General features: G+C 73.6%; 15 protein-coding genes. 10 read left to right on the top strand and 5 right to left on the bottom strand.

Going from position 1 to position 16,030, the window contains the following annotated elements:
- Nucleotide 1 precedes the first annotated feature (1 nt).
- The 3 genes from ACIRVF_RS20215 to ACIRVF_RS20205 are packed head-to-tail and all read left to right on the top strand — an operon-like array spanning nt 2 to nt 4,145.
- Entirely contained in the window at nt 2-2,485 is a 2,484-nt protein-coding gene (locus tag ACIRVF_RS20215) for an amino acid adenylation domain-containing protein (RefSeq protein WP_402819286.1), read from the top strand.
- 18 nt (nt 2,486-2,503) lie between these two features.
- Entirely contained in the window at nt 2,504-3,892 is a 1,389-nt protein-coding gene (gene glyA / locus ACIRVF_RS20210; RefSeq protein WP_402819283.1) for a serine hydroxymethyltransferase, read from the top strand.
- Between the two features lie 40 nt (nt 3,893-3,932).
- The gene (locus tag ACIRVF_RS20205; RefSeq protein WP_402819280.1) at nt 3,933-4,145 is read left to right on the top strand and encodes an MbtH family protein; all 213 of its coding nucleotides are present in this window, start codon (nt 3,933-3,935) and stop codon (nt 4,143-4,145) included.
- A 74-nt stretch (nt 4,146-4,219) separates the two neighbouring features.
- On the opposite strand, the gene ACIRVF_RS20200 is transcribed toward ACIRVF_RS20205, so the two are convergent.
- Entirely contained in the window at nt 4,220-4,873 is a 654-nt protein-coding gene (locus ACIRVF_RS20200) for an FMN-binding negative transcriptional regulator (protein ID WP_402819277.1), read from the bottom strand.
- A gap of 72 nt (nt 4,874-4,945) precedes the next feature.
- Nucleotides 4,946-6,223 carry a lysine N(6)-hydroxylase/L-ornithine N(5)-oxygenase family protein gene (locus tag ACIRVF_RS20195; RefSeq protein ID WP_402819275.1) on the bottom strand — a complete coding sequence of 426 codons (1,278 nt, stop codon included), beginning with the start codon at nt 6,221-6,223 and terminating at the stop codon, nt 4,946-4,948.
- A 415-nt stretch (nt 6,224-6,638) separates the two neighbouring features.
- Here ACIRVF_RS20195 and ACIRVF_RS20190 point away from each other — a divergent pair, with 415 nt between their 5' ends.
- The 3 genes from ACIRVF_RS20190 to ACIRVF_RS20180 all read left to right on the top strand — a co-directional run bounded on the left by ACIRVF_RS20190 (nt 6,639) and on the right by ACIRVF_RS20180 (nt 10,910).
- Complete coding sequence (locus tag ACIRVF_RS20190; protein WP_402819272.1) at nt 6,639-8,510, top strand: amino acid adenylation domain-containing protein; 1,872 nt, start codon at nt 6,639-6,641, stop codon at nt 8,508-8,510.
- Entirely contained in the window at nt 8,507-9,751 is a 1,245-nt protein-coding gene (locus ACIRVF_RS20185; protein WP_402819271.1) for a cytochrome P450, read from the top strand. The genes ACIRVF_RS20190 and ACIRVF_RS20185 overlap by 4 nt, the downstream gene beginning before the upstream one ends.
- Before the next feature lie 118 nt (nt 9,752-9,869).
- Nucleotides 9,870-10,910: a GntG family PLP-dependent aldolase gene (locus ACIRVF_RS20180; RefSeq protein WP_402819651.1), complete on the top strand. Its 1,041-nt coding sequence runs from the start codon at nt 9,870-9,872 to the stop codon at nt 10,908-10,910.
- A 30-nt stretch (nt 10,911-10,940) separates the two neighbouring features.
- Here the strand turns inward: ACIRVF_RS20180 and ACIRVF_RS20175 are convergent, their stop codons facing one another.
- A complete protein-coding gene (locus tag ACIRVF_RS20175; protein WP_402819269.1) occupies nt 10,941-11,441 on the bottom strand; it encodes an FBP domain-containing protein in 501 nt (166 codons plus the stop codon).
- An 80-nt stretch (nt 11,442-11,521) separates the two neighbouring features.
- Here ACIRVF_RS20175 and ddaH point away from each other — a divergent pair, with 80 nt between their 5' ends.
- The 4 genes from ddaH (at nt 11,522) to ACIRVF_RS20155 (ending at nt 14,950) form a co-directional block, all read left to right on the top strand.
- Nucleotides 11,522-12,364, top strand: a complete 843-nt coding sequence (gene ddaH, locus ACIRVF_RS20170) for a dimethylargininase (RefSeq protein WP_402819267.1) — start codon at nt 11,522-11,524, stop codon at nt 12,362-12,364.
- A gap of 269 nt (nt 12,365-12,633) precedes the next feature.
- On the top strand, nt 12,634-14,184 hold the full coding sequence (locus ACIRVF_RS20165) for a threonine/serine exporter ThrE family protein (protein ID WP_402819264.1): 1,551 nt from the start codon (nt 12,634-12,636) through the stop codon (nt 14,182-14,184).
- Nucleotides 14,185-14,299: 115 nt separating this feature from the next.
- Nucleotides 14,300-14,605, top strand: a complete 306-nt coding sequence (locus ACIRVF_RS20160) for a WhiB family transcriptional regulator (RefSeq protein ID WP_402819261.1) — start codon at nt 14,300-14,302, stop codon at nt 14,603-14,605.
- A gap of 189 nt (nt 14,606-14,794) precedes the next feature.
- Nucleotides 14,795-14,950 (top strand): DUF6131 family protein, encoded by a 156-nt coding sequence (locus ACIRVF_RS20155; protein WP_402819258.1) that lies wholly within the window; start codon nt 14,795-14,797, stop codon nt 14,948-14,950.
- 85 nt (nt 14,951-15,035) lie between these two features.
- On the opposite strand, the gene ACIRVF_RS20150 is transcribed toward ACIRVF_RS20155, so the two are convergent.
- Together ACIRVF_RS20150 and ACIRVF_RS20145 are read right to left on the bottom strand one after the other, a co-directional pair.
- The gene (locus tag ACIRVF_RS20150) at nt 15,036-15,290 is read right to left on the bottom strand and encodes a hypothetical protein (protein ID WP_402819255.1); all 255 of its coding nucleotides are present in this window, start codon (nt 15,288-15,290) and stop codon (nt 15,036-15,038) included.
- A gap of 144 nt (nt 15,291-15,434) precedes the next feature.
- Nucleotides 15,435-15,956, bottom strand: a complete 522-nt coding sequence (locus ACIRVF_RS20145) for a hypothetical protein (RefSeq protein WP_402819252.1) — start codon at nt 15,954-15,956, stop codon at nt 15,435-15,437.
- Between the last annotated feature and the right edge of the window lie 74 nt (nt 15,957-16,030).

Here is a 16,030-nt window from a genome sequence, read left to right as displayed (position 1 = left end):
AATGACCGGCACACACTTCGCCGGCGGCCTCGTCACGACGGCGGCCGTGGGCATGGTGCGGTTGCCGTGCGATCGGTGGCTCGCCAATCGGCCGACCTGCCGCAGCAGTTCGCGTACGCACCCGGTCCCGGCGCCGGTTCTGGCGCGATTCCTGAACCTCGCGCAGGAGTCGACCGGCAGCCCGGACGCGGGGCTCGCGGCCGTACTCGCGGTACTGCTGCACCATTACGCGGGACAGCAGGACGTCCGGCTGGATCTCGACCGGGCGGAGGTGCGGATCGGCCTCGCGGAGGACGCCGGGCTGCGCCGGATCTGGCGGGAGGTGGACGGCCAACTGGCCGGTCGGCGTACCGAGGTGACCGGAACCGAAGCGGCCGTTACCGAAGCGGCCGTTACCGAAGTGGCCGTTACCGAAGTGGCCGGAACCGAAGCGGCCGGAGCCGAGGCCCCGCTCACCGTCCGGCTGCGGGCGGCCGAGAAGAGCCCGGACGCCGTCCTGGAAGCCGCCTACGATCCGGCCCTGCTCGACGAGCCGACCGTCGCCCGGGTCCTGGAGCACGCCGCCCGACTGCTGGAGGCGCTGGTCACCGACCCCGACGGACCGGCCCGGCGCGCCCGGTTCGGCTCGTCGGAGGAGCGTGAGCGGATCCTCGCCGACTGGAACGGGACGCGCACGCCCTACCCGGACTCGACCGTGGTGGGCGCCTTCGAGGAGCAGGTGCGGGCGACGCCGTCCGCGCCCGCCGTCGAGTTCGAGGGCGCCGTGCTCAGCTACGCCGAACTCGACCGGCGGGCCGGCCTGGTGAGCCGCCGGCTGCGGTCCGGCCAGGACTCCGGCTTCGTCGGCATCCACCTGGAGCGCTCGCTCGATCTGGTGGTGGCGATCCTCGGAGTGCTCAAGGCGGGGCTGCCCTATGTGCCGCTCGACCCCGAACTGCCCGCAGACCGGGTGCGCTACATGGTCGAGGACTCGGGTGCCCGCACCGTGCTGTGCCGCCCCGAGGACGTCGAGGCGCTCCGCGGCCACGGAGCCGACGCGATCACCGTCCGGCAGGCCGTCGAGGAGCCGGGGGAGGAGCCCGGGGCCCGCCCGGAGATCACCGGTGACACCCCGATCTACCTGATCTACACCTCCGGCTCCACCGGCCGCCCCAAGGGCGTGCTGAACCGCCACGCCGGGGTGTTCAACACCGTCCACTGGCGCCGGCAGCGCTTCGGACTCGGTCCGGACGACCGGGTGCTGCAGAAGACGCCGTTCGGATTCGACGTCTCCGCCTGGGAGTTCCTCTGGCCGCTGGTCTCCGGCGCCTGCCTGGTGGTCGCCCGCCCGGGCGGCCACCGGGACACCCGCTACCTCAAGCGGACCGTCCGGGACCGGCGCATCACCGTCCTCCACTTCGTGCCGTCCATGCTCGACGCCTTCCTGGAGGAGGACGAACTGGCCGCGCACTGCGCGAGCCTGCGCCTGGTGTTCGCCAGCGGCGAGGCGCTCGCCCCGTCGACGGTCCGGGCCTTCTTCGAGCGGCTGGACTGCGAGCTCCACAACCTCTACGGCCCCACCGAGGCGTCCATCGAGGTCTCGCACTGGCAGGCCGGGCCCGGGTTCGCCGGGCGCGACGTGCCGATCGGCCGCCCGATCGCCAACACCGCCCTGTACGTCGTCGACGAGCGGCTCGAACCGGTGCCGGTCGGCGTGGTGGGCGAGCTGTGCATCGGCGGCGTCCAGGTCGCGCTGGGCTACCACCGGCAGCCGGAACTGACCCGCGAACGGTTCGTCGCCGACCCCTTCGCCCCCGGGGCCCGGCTGTACCGCACCGGCGACCTCGCCCGGTACCGCACCGACGGACAGATCGAGTACCTCGGGCGGCTCGACGACCAGGTCAAGATCAGCGGCTTCCGGATCGAACCGGGCGAGATCGAGACCGTGCTGCGCGGGCTGCCGGGCGTCGGACAGGCCGCGGTGGTCCCGGTGGGGGAGGACGGCGCCCGACGGCTGGCGGCCTTCGTGGTGCCCGCGGACACGGCGTCCTTCGACCCCGAACCCCTGCGGTCCGCGCTCGCCCGGGCGCTGCCCGCCTACATGGTGCCGAAGCAGTTCCTCGCCGTCGCGGCGCTGCCCACCTCGACGAACGGCAAGCTCGACCGTCGTGCCCTGGCCGGGCTCGCCCGGCCGGCCGATCCGGGCCCGGCCCCCGCCGACGAAGCGGGGAACGCCGGGAACACCGGGAACGCCGAGGACGCGGGGAACGCCGAGGACGCCGGGTCCGAGGTGGAGACGACGCTGCGCGCGCTGTTCGCCCAGTCGCTGGGCGTCGCCGAGGTCGGCCTCCACGAGGACTACTTCGAACTGGGCGGCCACTCGCTGGCCGCCGTGAAGCTGGCGACCCGGATCCGGGCCGCGCTCGGAGTGGACCTCGACGTCTGGACCCTGTTCGACTTTCCCACCGTGGCCGAGCTGGCGCGCGAACTCGCCCGGCCGCTCTGACGAAGGACGGTCCCTCCCATGACAGCATTACCCGCCCCCGGCCACGCCGCGGAGGACACCGACGACGCCGAGGATCCGGTGCGCGACCTGCTGGCCTCGGGCGCCGAGCGGCTCGCCGTCGACGACCCGGTGCTCCACCGGGTACTGGCCCGCGAGCAGGCCCGGCAGAACGGCACCCTGTCGCTGGTCGCCTCCTCCAGCGTGGTCGACCCCTCGGTGCTGGCCGCCCAGGCCTCCACCGCGGTGAACGTGACCGCGGAGGGCTACCCCGGCCGCCGCTACCACGCCGGCTGCGGCGTCGTCGACGACATCGAGAGCCTTGCGATCGAGCGGGCCCTCAGCGTCTTCGGCGCCCGCTACGCCAACGTCCAGGCGCACTCGGCGACCACCGCCAACTACGCGGTGCTCTCCGCCCTGCTCGACCCCGGGGACACCCTGCTCGGGATGAACCTGGCCGAGGGCGGCCACCTGACCCACGGCAGCCCCGCCGCGTACGCCGGGCAGTACTTCGACGCCGTCGGCTACGGGCTGGACGCGAACGGGCTGATCGACTACGGCCAGGTCGCCGAGCTGGCCCGGGAGCACCGCCCCAAGGTGATCATCTGCGGGGCGACGGCCTACAGCCGGATCGTCGACTTCGCCCGCTTCCGGGCCGTCGCCGACGAGGTCGGTGCCTACCTGATGGCCGACATCTCGCACGTCGCCGGGCTGGTCGCGACCGGCCTGCACCCGAGCCCGGTCGACCACGCCCACATCACCACAGCCTGCACCCACAAGCAGCTGTTCGGCCCGCGCGGCGGCCTGATCCTGGTCGGCCGGGACCACGACGCCCCGGCGCCGAAGGGCAACGGCGACCTCACCGCCTTCCTCCAGCGCGCGATCTTCCCGTACTACCAGGGCGCCCCGGCGCTCAACAGCATCGCGGCGAAGGCCCGCGCCCTGGCGATCGTGGCCACCCCGGCGTTCGCGGCCACCACCGAGCGGATCGTCGCCTTCTCCCGCGGCATGGCCGCCGAACTCGCCGGGCGCGGCTACCCGATCGTCTCCGGCGGGACGGACAACCACACCGTCCTGGTGGACCTGCGCGCCCGCGGCCTCAGCGGCCTGGTGGCCGAGGAGGCGCTGGAGGAGTGCGGGATCGTGGTCAACAAGAACCGGGTGCCCGGCGACACCACCCCGCCGCTGGTCGGCGGCGGCGTCCGGCTCGGCTCCAACAGCGCGGCCCACCGCGGGATGTCCGGGGCCGAGGCCTCGCGCTGCGCCGAGCTGATCGACACCGTGCTGTCCGCCGTCACCCCGCTCGGCCCGCGTAGCTACCAACTGCCCGACGACGTCCGCTACTCGGTCTCCTCCCAGGTCGCCGAACTGGCGGCCAAGTTCCCCCTGCCCGGATACGCCACCACCTAGGCTCCCTGTAGGGCGCCCAGGTTCCTGGAAGGACACGCACATGAGCGAGCTCGACGACGACCGCCGGCACCTGGTGGTCCTCAACGACGAGGAGCAGTACTCCGTCTGGCCGGCCGAGCGGGACGTCCCGGCCGGCTGGCGGGCGGAGGGCTTCGAGGGGACCCGCCAGGAGTGCCTGGACCACGTGTCCCGGGTGTGGACCGACATGCGGCCGCTGAGCCTGCGGCGGGCCACGGAGTCCGCCCGGGGCTGACCGGCCCGGCGCAGACGCCGAAGGCCCGGGGCGGTGGGAACCGCCCCGGGCCTCCTGGTGCGCCGCACCTCAGCTCACTCGGCGCCGCTGCCCAGCTTCAGGGCGCGCATGGTGTCGGCCACCTCGCGGTGCAGCCCCGAGCCGCTGGCGGCGAACCGGTCCAGCACCCGCTGCTGGACCTCGGGGTCCTTCTCCTGGCTCAGCTTGAACATCACGTCGACCTTGGTCACCGTGAAGAAGAGGCCGCCGACCGCGCCGACGATCTGCCGGTGGTACTCCATCGACGGCGCGAGCGCCATCTTGTCGCCGAACCGGTTCTCCAGCGTCTGCGCGGTGGTGTGGACGATCGCCAGGGTCTCGTCGCCCCCGGCCAGTTCGACCGTGCCCTCCAGGTGGACCGCCACGTAGTTCCAGGTCGGCGCGACCATGTCGGCCGAGTACAGGGTCGGCGTGACGTAGCCGTTCGGGCCGTGGAAGACGAGCTTGGCCGGGCCGCCGCCGTCGGCGGCCAGCTGCTGCCAGTGCGGGTTGGCCCGGGTCAGGTGGGTCCACAGCCGCATGCCCGGCAGGGCGTCCCCGGGGGTGGCGTCCGGCGGCGCGATCACCGGGACGTGGGTGGCGTTCGGCACCGGCTCCCCGTTGCTGAGGAGCACCGCGAGCGGATGCCGCTCGATGATCCGCAGCGGCCAGTCGTCCCCGTCCACCTGGTAGAGCTTCGGCGTGAACACTCGTCCTCCTCAATGTCAGCGGGGCAGCGGGTCAGCGGTTCAGCGGGATCAGCGGACGGGCGGCGCCGGGGGTCAGCCGGACAGCGCCTTGACGAGCATGTCGCCGATCTCGCCGGCCCGGACCGCGGACAGGGACAGCAGGGTCTCGGAGAGCCCGTGGCTGTGCTCGCCGAAGCCCTGGACGTAGATCCCGCACCGCACGCTCTCGTCGGTCACCACCCGGTGCTCCCGGTCGAGCCGCAGCCGGCCCTCCCCGTCCAGCCCGCAGTGCGGCAGCAGACCGTCCAGGAAGACGGCCGGATCGGTGCGGGTGTATCCGGTCGCGCACACCAGCGCCTGCGCCTCGATGATGGTGCTGGTGCCCGAGGACAGCGATTCCACGTCGATCCGCAGGCCGTCCGGAGTTTCCGACACTTCGCGTACCCGGGAGACGTTGTGGAAATTCAGCCGGGGATTTCCGGCCACCTTTTCCAGATACGCCTGCTGGAACAGCGAGTGCAGGAGATCGGCGTCCACCACCGAGTAGTTGGTGGAGGCGTGATAATCGATGAGGCGCTGCCGGACGCCGTCGGGCGCGGTGTGGAAACGGTCCACCGCCTCGGGGTTGAACACCTGGTTCGCGAACGGGCTGTCGTCGGCGACGCTGAAGCCGTACCGGCCGTGCACCGAGTGGACCTGCGCCCGCGGGAAGCGCGCGTGCAGGTGCTCGATCGCCTCGGCGGCGCTCTGGCCCGAGCCCAGCACCACGAAGGAGCGCGGGTCCTGCGGGGCGATCCGCTCCACCTCCGGCAGGAACTTGGCGGTGTGCCAGATCCGCGGTGAGGCGGGCAGGTCGGCGGGCAGCCGCGGCTCGATGCCGGCGGCTATCACCAGGTTGCGGGCGCGCTGGACCTGCCGGGTGCCGTCGGGGGCGACGTAGAGCAGGTCGAGGAACTCGACGCCCTGCTCGCCGGTGACCGGCTCGACCGACACCACCCGCGACCCGTACGAGACGAGGTCCTCGAAGCTCTCCGCGACCCACTCCAGGTAGTCGTGGAACTCCACGCGCAGCGGGTAGAAGGACTTGGTGTTGATGAAGTCCGCGAGCCGGCCCCTGGCCTGCAGGTAGCACAGGAACGAGTACGGACTGGTCGGGTTGCGCATGGTCACCAGGTCCTTGAGGTACGAGACCTGCATGGTCGCGCCCTCGATCAGCATGCCCCGGTGCCAGCCGAAGCGGGGCTGGGCCTCGAAGAAGCGCGCGCTCACCGGTGCCTCGCCGGCGATCTCCGAGATGGCGGCCGCGAGGGCCAGATTCGAGGGGCCGAAGCCGATTCCGGCCACGTCGACGATGCCGGTTCCGGCGACCACGCCGGAACGTTGCCGCTCACCCACGGACTTCCCTGCTCTCTCCCTTTTGGGGATGGCCTGTCTGGGTCGACGATCAGTCCGGTCGACCGATGGCGGTGGTCAGGGCAGCACGTTGCCGCGGCTCCTGATCACTACATGACAGTAGGAGCTGCCCCACCGGCAGTGCAAGCAATTGGGGGAAATCCCGATCCCGGGTGGGGAGTTGGCCTTCCCGCCGGACATCGATCCGGTTCACCCTTGACGGCGCATCGTCACGCTGAATAGCATCCGAAGCGTTCGAAGGTGGGCATAGCCGTACCCCAAGTCGACGACTCGACAAAAGAGTTCGTTACCGACAATCCGAACTCCATTCACTGACTTCTCGTCAAGGGCTGACAAGGGCAAGGTTTCGCGCGAAGGGATCCGCGACCGCACCATGTTGGAATCACCGAGCACGACCGAGTCGGATCCCCCGCGGGGGTGGACCCTCGCGAGCCGCTTCTCCGCCGTCGCGGCCGCCTCCCCGGAGGCCACCGCCGTCCGCAGCGAGGACGGAGACCTCCGCTACGGCGAACTGGACGCGGCGGCCGCCGCCCTCGCCGCCCGGCTGCGCGGGCGCGGCGTGCGGCGCGGCGACCGGGTCGGCGTGCTGCTGGAGCGCTCGCCCCGGCTGGTCGTCGCCCTGCTCGGCATCCTCAAGGCGGGCGCCGCGTACGTCGCCGTCGACCCGGGCGACCCGGTCGCCCGGCTGCGCACCGTCCTGGGCGACGCCGAGGTCGCGCTGGTGGTCACCGATACCGCGCGACGCCCCGGGGTCGACGGGGTGTTCCCGTACCTGGACGTCCAGGAGGATCCGGGCGCCGAGGCTTCGGCGCCCCCGGTCGAGCAGACCCCCGAGGACCTCGCCTACGTCGCCTACACCTCGGGCTCCACCGGCCGTCCCAAGGGCGTCTGCGTACCGCACCGGGCCGTGCTGCGCCTGGTGCTGGACGCCGCGTTCCTGGGCGCCCGGGCCGACGACGTCTTCCTCCAGCTGGCCCCCGTCGCCTTCGACGCCTCCACCCTGGAGATCTGGGGCGCGCTGCTGAACGGCGGCTGCCTGGCCCTCGCCCCGGCCGGCCGGCTCGGCCCGGCGGAGGTCGTCAAGACCGTCCGCGACACCGGCACCACCGTGCTGTTCCTCACCACGGCGCTGTTCCACCAGGCGGTGGAGGTCGGCCTGACCGACCTGCCCGCCCTGCGCGCGCTGTACACCGGCGGCGAGGTGCTCTCCGCCGAACTGGTCGACCGCGCCGCCGCCGCCCTGCCCGGCACCCTGCTCTCGGCGGCCTACGGCCCCACCGAGAACACCACCTTCACCAGTACCCACCCCGTCCGCGAACCCCTCGGCGCCCGAGGCGTCCCGATCGGCCGGCCGATCGACGGCACCGGCATGGTCGTCCTCGACGAGCGGCTGGAGCCGGTGCCCGACGGCACCGTCGGCCGGCTCTTCGTCAACGGCGCCGGCCTCGCCCACGGCTACCTCGGACTGCCCGGCCTGACCGCCGACCGCTTCCTCCCCGACCCGTACGCGGGCACCCCCGGGGCCCGGATGTACGACACCGGGGACCTCGCCCTGCGGGCCGCCGACGGCGCCTTCGAGTTCGCCGGGCGCGCCGACGGCCAGCTCAAGGTCAACGGCGTCCGGATCGAGTCCGAGGACATCGAGGCCCGGCTGCGCCGCCACCCGGACGTCCAGGACGCCGCCGTCGTCCTCCAGGACCACGGCCCCGGCGACCGCCGGCTGGTCGCCTTCTACAGCGGCCCGTACGCCGTCTCCCCGGTCGAACTGCGCCGGGAGTTGGCCGAGGACCTCCCGGCCACGATGATCCCCTCCGCCCTGGTCTGGGTCGACCGGCTGCCGCTCAAGGCCAACGGCAAGGTCGACCGGGCCGCCCTCGCCGCCCGGCGCGGCCGGAGCCGCCCGGACATCGAGGTGCCCTACCGCGAGCCCGGCGACGAGGTCGAGCGCCGGCTCACCGTGCTCTGGCAGGAGATCCTGGACGTCGAACCGGTCGGCGTCGACGACGACTTCTTCGACCTCGGCGGGCACTCGCTGACCGCCAGCCGGATCACCCGGGAGATCGCCGCCGAGTTCGGGGCGGTGGTCCGGGCCCGGACCTTCTACCTCAACCCCACCGTGGCCGGCCTGGCGGAACACCTCAGGGCCCAGCGGCCGGAGCCGGCCACCGATGCCCGGTCGGCCCCGGCCGCTGCACCGGTGCCGAGCCCCGCAGAGGCACCGTCCGCCACCGAGGCCGCCCAGTGAGGATCACCGCCCCCGGCGACGCGCCGGAGCACGACGCCGACCGGGTCGACCCGGAGCACGTCGACCTGAGCGACCCCCACTTCTACGCCACCGGGGACCCGCACGCCGTCTGGCGGCACTACCGGCACAAGGCCCCGGTGACCAGGCTCGCGGTGCCCAGCGGCCGCACCTACGTCTCCGTCACCGCGCACGCCGAGACCAGCACCGTCCTGCGCGACCACGGGCGGTACACCTCCCGGCGCGGCAACATGCTGTCCGTCCTCGGCGAGCAGGACCCGGCGGCCGACCGGATGATGGTCGCCAGCGACCCGCCCGTCCACGGCTACCTGCGCCGGCCCGTCGCCCAGGCGCTCTCCGCGCGCGAACTCGCCGCCCGCCGCCCGGCCATCCGCCGGACGGCCCGGCTGCTGCTGGAACCCCTGACGGGCGGTGAACCCTGGGACCTCGCGGCGGCGGTGACCGCCTTCCCGATGATGTTCACCGGCGCCCTGATGGGCCTGCCCGAGGCCGACTGGCCCGAACTGGCCCGGCTCACCACGATCGCGATCGCCCCCGCCGACCCGTCCTCCCGGGACGACTCGGGCGGCCACCAGCTGGTCTCCGCCCACCACGAACTCTTCGACTACTTCGCCGAGGTGGCGGCCGCGCGCACCCCGCGCGAGGACCTGATCGGCCTGCTCCAGCAGCTCACCGTCGGGGACCGGACGATCCGGCCCGACGAGGTCATCTACAACTGCTACAACGTGCTGCTCGGCGCCAACGTCACCGCCCCGCACGTCATCGCGACCACGGTGAACGCCTTCCTGGAGCACCCGGAGCAGTACCGGAAGGTGCTCGACGGCGGGGCCACCGTCGCCTCCGCCGTCGAGGAGGGCCTGCGCTGGGCCTCCCCGGCCACCCACGCCATGCGCTACGCCACCGAGGACACCCGGCTCGGCGGCGAACCGGTGCGGGCCGGGGAAGCGGTGGTCGCCTGGCTGGGATCGGCGAACCGGGACGAGAGCGTCTTCGACGAGCCGTACCGCTTCGACGTCGCCCGGACCCCCAACCGGCACGTCGCCTTCGGGTTCGGGCCGCACTACTGCGTCGGCGCCCCGCTCGCCCGGATCGCCCTGGCCGAGTTCTTCACCGAGGTCACCGAACTGGTGGAGCGGTTCGAACCGGCCGGTCCGGTCGAGCACCTGGCCTCCAACTTCATCGCCGGGATCAAGCACCTGCCGGTGACCGCCCGGTTGCGCTGACCGCCCGCCCGAGACCCGGGCACCCGAGACCCGGGCACCCGAGACCCGGGCACCCGAGACCCGGGCACCCGAGAAACAACGCACCACGCAACGAGAGGACCCTCCCGCCGTGATCGAGATGCGCAGTGACACCTTCACACTGCCGACGCCCGAGATGCTCACCGCGATGACCGAGGCGGAGCTCGGCGACGACGTCTACGGCGAGGACCCGACGGTCAACGAGCTCGAACGCCGCTCCGCCGAACTGACCGGCAAGGAGGCGGCCTGCTTCTTCCCCAGCGGCACCATGGCCAACCTGGCCTCGATCATGGCCCACGCGCCGCGCGGCACCAAGGCCGTGGTCGGCAGCGAGAGCGACATCTGGCTGTACGAGGCGGGCGGCGCCTCGGTCTGCGGCGGGGTCGTCTACGAGCCGGTGCCGAACCAGCCGGACGGCACGATCGCGCCGGCCGACCTCGCCGCCGCGTTCCCCGACGACCCGGACGATCCGCAGTTCGCGCTGCCCTCGCTGATCTGCCTGGAGAACACCCACAACCGCTGCGGCGGCGTGGTGCTGCCGCTCGACTACCTGGCCGAGGTGCGCCGCTTCGCGGACGAGCGCGGGGTCGCGGTGCACCTGGACGGCGCCCGGGTGGTCAACGCGGCGATCGCCGCCGGGGTCGAGGTCGCGGAGATCACCGCGCACGTCGACTCGGTGCAGTTCTGCCTCTCCAAGGGCCTGGGCGCGCCGGTCGGCTCGATGGTGGCCGGCAGCGCGGAGTTCGTCGAGAAGGTCCGCCGGCTGCGCAAGATGCTCGGCGGCGGGATGCGCCAGGTCGGGCTGCTGGCGGCCGCCGCCCTGGTCGCCCTGGACACCCGGGACCGGCTCGCCGAGGACCACGCCAACGCCCGGCGGCTGGCCGAAGGGCTGGCGCTGATCCCCGGCGTGGAGATGGACCTCGACACGGTCAAGACCAACATCGTGATCTTCAAGGTCACCGACGAGCGCTTCACCTGGCGCACCTTCCTGGCCTCGGTGAAGCAACACGGCCTGGCCGTCACCGAGTTCGGCCACGGCCGGATCCGCGCGGTGGTCCACAACGGGGTGGGCGCCGAGGACGTGGACGCCGCCGTCGGCATCGTGGCCCGGGTGCTCAAGGAGGGCCCGACGGCCGGCTGAACCGGCCGCCGGGGTGCCGCGGGCGGCGGCTCACGCCGTCCGCAGCACCTGCTCCACGAACGCGTCCAGGTTGGCGACCGTACGGGAGACCTGCTCCTCCAGCGTCAGGGACTCCTCCGGCCGGCTCACCGAGGCCGACCGGCGCTTGCCGCGCACGTACAGCGAGCAGCCGAGGTCCGCGCAGATGTAGGTGCCGACGGTGTTCCCCTCGCGCCCGGCCGCCCCGGCCCGCCGGGCGGAGAGCAGCGCCACCCCGCTGCCGCCGTGGATGGTGATGCACAGCGAGCAGACGTTGGTCTTGGTCAGGCTGCGCCGGACGTTCGGCGCGCGCAGCGTGATCCCCACCAGGCCCTCGCCCCGGACGGCGACCAGGTAGCCGCGGTCGGGCGCGCCCGGATCCCGCCAGCCCAGGAAGTCCAGGTCGTCCCAGGGGAGTTCGGGCAGATTGCGGGGAATGCTGAGCCTGCGCGCCTCCCCCTTCGAGCAGTTGACGAAGGACCCACGAATCTCGTTCTCGGCAAGTGGACGCATCCGTCAGAGCCTAGTTGACCTCCGGGCGGGAGACCCCCGCCCTCCCCGAAATCACCATCGCAGAGGAGACCCCTGTGTCCGTGAGCGGCAGCCAGCCCGAGCCGGTACGCCCGAAGACCCGGACGGCCACCCCGCGCCGGCTTCTGATGTGCCGGCCGCAGCACTTCGACGTGACGTACTCCATCAACCCCTGGATGCACCCGGAGAAACCGGTCGACCGCGAACTGGCGCTGCTCCAGTGGGAGCGGCTGCGCGAGGTGTACCTCTCGCTCGGCCACACCGTCGAGGTGATCGACCCGGTCCCCGGCCTGCCGGACATGGTGTTCGCCGCCAACGGCGCCACCGTGGTGGACGGCAAGGTCCTCGGTGCCCGGTTCCGGCACGTCGAGCGGACGGCCGAGGGGCCGGCCTACCTGGCCTGGTTCGTCCGGCAGGGCTTCCGGGAGGTGCTCTGGCCCGAGTTCGTCAACGAGGGCGAGGGCGACTACCTGCCGGTCGGGCGCCGCATCCTGGCCGGCACCGGCTTCCGCACCGACCAGCGCTCGCACTACGAGGCGCAGGAGTTCTTCGGCCTTCCGGTCACCTCGCTCACCCTGGTCAACCCCGAGCACTACCACCTGGACACCGCGCTCGCGGTGCTCTCCGACACCGAGGTGATGTACTTCCCGGAGGCCTTCAGCCCGGGCAGCCGGTCGGTGCTGGAGCACCTCTTCCCGGACGCGATCCACGCGACCCCCCAGGACGCCGCCGTGTTCGGCCTCAACGCCTTCTCGGACGGCCGCAACGTCGTGCTGCCGCAGGCGGCCGCGGGCCTGATGGAGCGGCTGCGGGAGCGGGGCTTCCACCCGGTCGGGGTGGACACCACCGAGCTGCTCAAGGCCGGTGGCGCCGTCAAGTGCTGCACCCTCGAACTGCGTCCGTAGCGAGTCCGGCCCGGCCGCCCGCTCCCGTGCACTCCCTCGACCACGGCGACCCGATCGCCGGTGCCGCGGCACCGGGCCGGATCCCCGAACCGATCGCCGCGCCGACGGGCGGGCAGGACGGCTGAGCGCCCTGCGCCGGCCGCCGCCGGCGCCCGGTAGGGCGCGAACCGGGCGGGCGTGCGCCGGGCGTGACGTTCACGAATCAATGACAGCGGGTAGTCGACTGGGTGCGAGAGGTAGCCGAGTGGGGGGTGATGCAGGGAGCGACGATGGCGGAACACGAGGAGCGGGGCGCGCGGGCCGAGGCGGAGGGCCCGGCCGGTCGGCGGGTGCCGCCGCAGGGCGGACGCGGCGAGGCCGCCGACGCCGAGGAGGCCGGTTCCTGGAGACCGCCCGGGCCGCCGGAGCCAGGGCGGGACGGCGATCCGGCGGTGCGCTGGCCCGACCTCATGCTGCCCCTGTTGCGCACCCCGACCTCCGCCCGCCCCCTGGTCGGCGGCGGCAACCGCGACGCGGACGGTCTGCCGGGCCCGGCCGAGGTGGCCGCCGCGGTGGACCTGGCCCTGCTGGTGGGCGAGTTGATGCTGGCCTGCGGAGAGGCGGCGGAGGGGGTCGAGGCGGCGATGCTCGCCGTGGCGCGGACGTACCGGGCCGGGCCCTGTGATCCCCAGGTCACCTTCACCCGGGTGGCGATCTCCTACCAGCAGGGCCCCGGGGAGCCGCCGGTGACGGCCGAGCGGACGGTGCACCACCCCGCCGGCGACTACGCGGGGCTCGCGGCGCTGTTCCGGCTGGTCACCGAGATCACCGCGGGCGGGCTCGCGGTGGACGCCGCCCACCGGAGGCTGCGGGCCGTGCGCCGGCACTCCCGCCACTACCCGGCCTGGGCGATGGTGCTCTCCGCCGGCCTGCTGGCCGGGGTCGCGACGCTGTTGATCGGCGGCCGGTCCGACGCCCGGGCCTGGCTGGTGTTCGTCAGCGCGGTGGTGGCGGCGATGGCCGGGCACCGGCTGGCGGCGCTGGTGGGGCGGCACGACCTGCCGGAGTTCTACCGGATCGCGGCGGCCGCGACCCCGGCCGCGGTGGTCGGCATCCTGATGTCCTTCAACCAGCTGCACCTGCGCGGCTCGGTGGTGATCACCGGCGGGCTGTACGCCCTGCTGCCCGGCTGGCCGATGGTGGCGGCGGTGCAGGACGGCCTCGCGGGCTTCTATCTCACCGCCGCAGCGCGGCTGCTGGAAGTGCTGTACCTGCTGGCGGGCGTGGTCGTCGGGGTGATGACGGTGCTCTACGTCGGCGTCAACAACGGCGCCGACCTCGCCACCCAGAGCGTGCCGACCTCGCTGTCCAACCCGCCGCTCCAGCTGGCCGCGGCGATCCTGCTCGCCCTGGCCTTCGCGGTGCTGCTCAACACCGAGGCGGCGACGCTGCCGGCCGTCCTGGTCAACAGCACGGCCGGGTGGACGACGTACGCCGTGCTGGTCGGCGCCGGCGGGGAGCCGATCATGGCGACCGGTCTGGCCGCCGTGCTGGTGGGCCTCTCCGGTCAGCTGATGGCCCGCTACCGGGGCAGTTCCGCGCTGCCGTTCGTCACCGCCGCCCTGGGACCGCTGCTGCCCGGTTCGCTGCTGTACTTCGGGCTGCTGGCCTTCGTGCGGGGCGAACCGGAGACCGGGCTCAGCGGCCTGGGGCGGGCCACGGCCACGGCGATGGCCCTCGCGATCGGCGTGAACCTGGGCCGCGAGGCGGCCCGGCTCTTCCTCCCGGCCACCGGGGCGCCTCCGCCCGCCCGCCGGCGCGGGGGCCGACACCGCCGCTGAGCTCCGCCCGGCGCGGGGCCGGCCCGCCGGCGGGATCCGCACGCCCGGAGCGCGCATGAACCCGCGGGACGCGGTTAGAGGAGTGGGGCAACGACCCCGATCGGAAGGATCCGCCGTGGCCGACCTCTCCCGCCCGCTGCCCGCCGCCCCCGCGCGCCACCGGAGCCCCCGGCCAGGAGGTGCCTGCCAGACCTCCGAGGGCGCGGCCCTCTTCCTCCCGGCCCCCGTGCACCGCACCACGGTGAAGGACGCCAAGGAACGGGAGGAGGCGGCGAAGGCCGTCTGCGCGGGCTGCGCGGTCCGGGTGGAGTGCCGCCGGCACGCGCTCGCGGTGCGGGAGCCGTACGGCGTCCGGGGCGGGCTGACCGCGGCGGAGCGCCGCGCCCTGTTCACCGCCGACTCCACCCCGACCGCCGCCTGACGAGCGCGGTGAGCGCCGCCGACCGAGGTCGGAGGCCGGTCGCGGGTTTGATTGTCCCGTGCGGCGGTAGACGCGGCTCATGGGCAGGGCCGGAGAGGTGACGGCTCCGCCGCCCAGGGGCGGCTCCGACGCCGTGCGTCGCAGTCGGCCTTCTCGACCGCCGTCCCCACGACCCTCAGGGAGGACATCGTGATCATCGTCGGCGTCATCCTGCTCATCGTCGGCTTCCTGCTCGGGATTTCGATCCTGTGGACGATCGGCATCGTCCTGGTCGTCATCGGCTTGATCCTGTGGCTCCTGGGAGCGCTCGGACACGCTGTCGGTGGCCGTCGCCACTACTACTGACCAGCTGGAACGCGCTCGCGCCGGTACGGACTTCCCGTCCGTACCGGCGCGAGCGCGTTCACGTCCTCCCGAGGAGGACCCCGCCTCAGGGCGCCACGGCGTCCGCCGCGGGCGGTTCCGGTTCCTCGTCGTCACCGTCCGTGCCGCCCTTGCGGCGGACGTCGGCCGGGGTGGGGGCCGTGATCGAGCGTTCCTCGGCGGACCGCTCCCGGTCCCCGACCTTCCCCTGCGCCTTCTCCCGGACATCCGCCGGGGTCGGGGCAGTGATCGAACGTTCCTCGGCGGACCGTTCCTGGGCCGGTTCGTCCGGCTGGGTGCCGTTCTCGTCACGCGTGGTCATGGCTTCCTCCCTTTCCGAGGCTGCTCGGGCCTGTCCGGGCCTGCCCGGGTCCCTCCGGGTCATCGGCGAACGGACGACCAGACGGGTGCCCCGAAACCCGGTCCCGAACCGGGTGTCCGTGACCACGCGCCGGGATCCACCCGGTCAGGCGACGGCGTCCGGCTCCAGGCCGTCCGCCGCGGGCCCCGGCCTCGGCTGGAGATCGGCCGCGGTGCCGGTGCGGACGAGTGCCTCCTGAAGCCGTCGTACGGCGCCCTCGGCGTCGGCGAGCGCCTCGGGGCCCGGCACCACGGTGCCGAAGGCCTGCCGCCGCTCGGCGGGCAGGGAACGCCAGGACAGCACGGGGGCCAGCACGGTGCTGGCCCGGGCGAGGAACCAGGCCAGCTGCCCGTGGGTACGGGCGATGCCGAGGGCGAGGACGGCGAGCGCCTCGCGCAGGTGCTCCAGGCGGTCCATGACGGGCAGCGGCTCCGTCCCGGCCTCGGCCCCGAGCGCCTGCGCGAGGCCCTCGGCGGTCTTCCGGGCCAGCGCGGCGTCATGCGCGGCGAGGTCCCACAGGCCGTCCCGGAACTGTCGTTCGGCCTCCGCGGCGAGCGCCGCGACCTGCGCGCCCATGCCCGGACCGGGGCGGGGGTGGCGGGCGGACGGCGTGCTGCGCGGGGTCATGGCGGCCCTCTCGGTGGGGAACGGCGCCCGGGCGGGCTCCGTTCCCCACCGTGGTGCACCGTCCTGAGCGCCCG

Source organism: Kitasatospora sp. NPDC101157 (assembly GCF_044768255.1).
GTDB lineage: Bacteria > Actinomycetota > Actinomycetes > Streptomycetales > Streptomycetaceae > Kitasatospora.
Note: the sequence above shows the minus strand (reverse complement) of the source record. Positions and strands in the feature narration are given on the sequence as shown.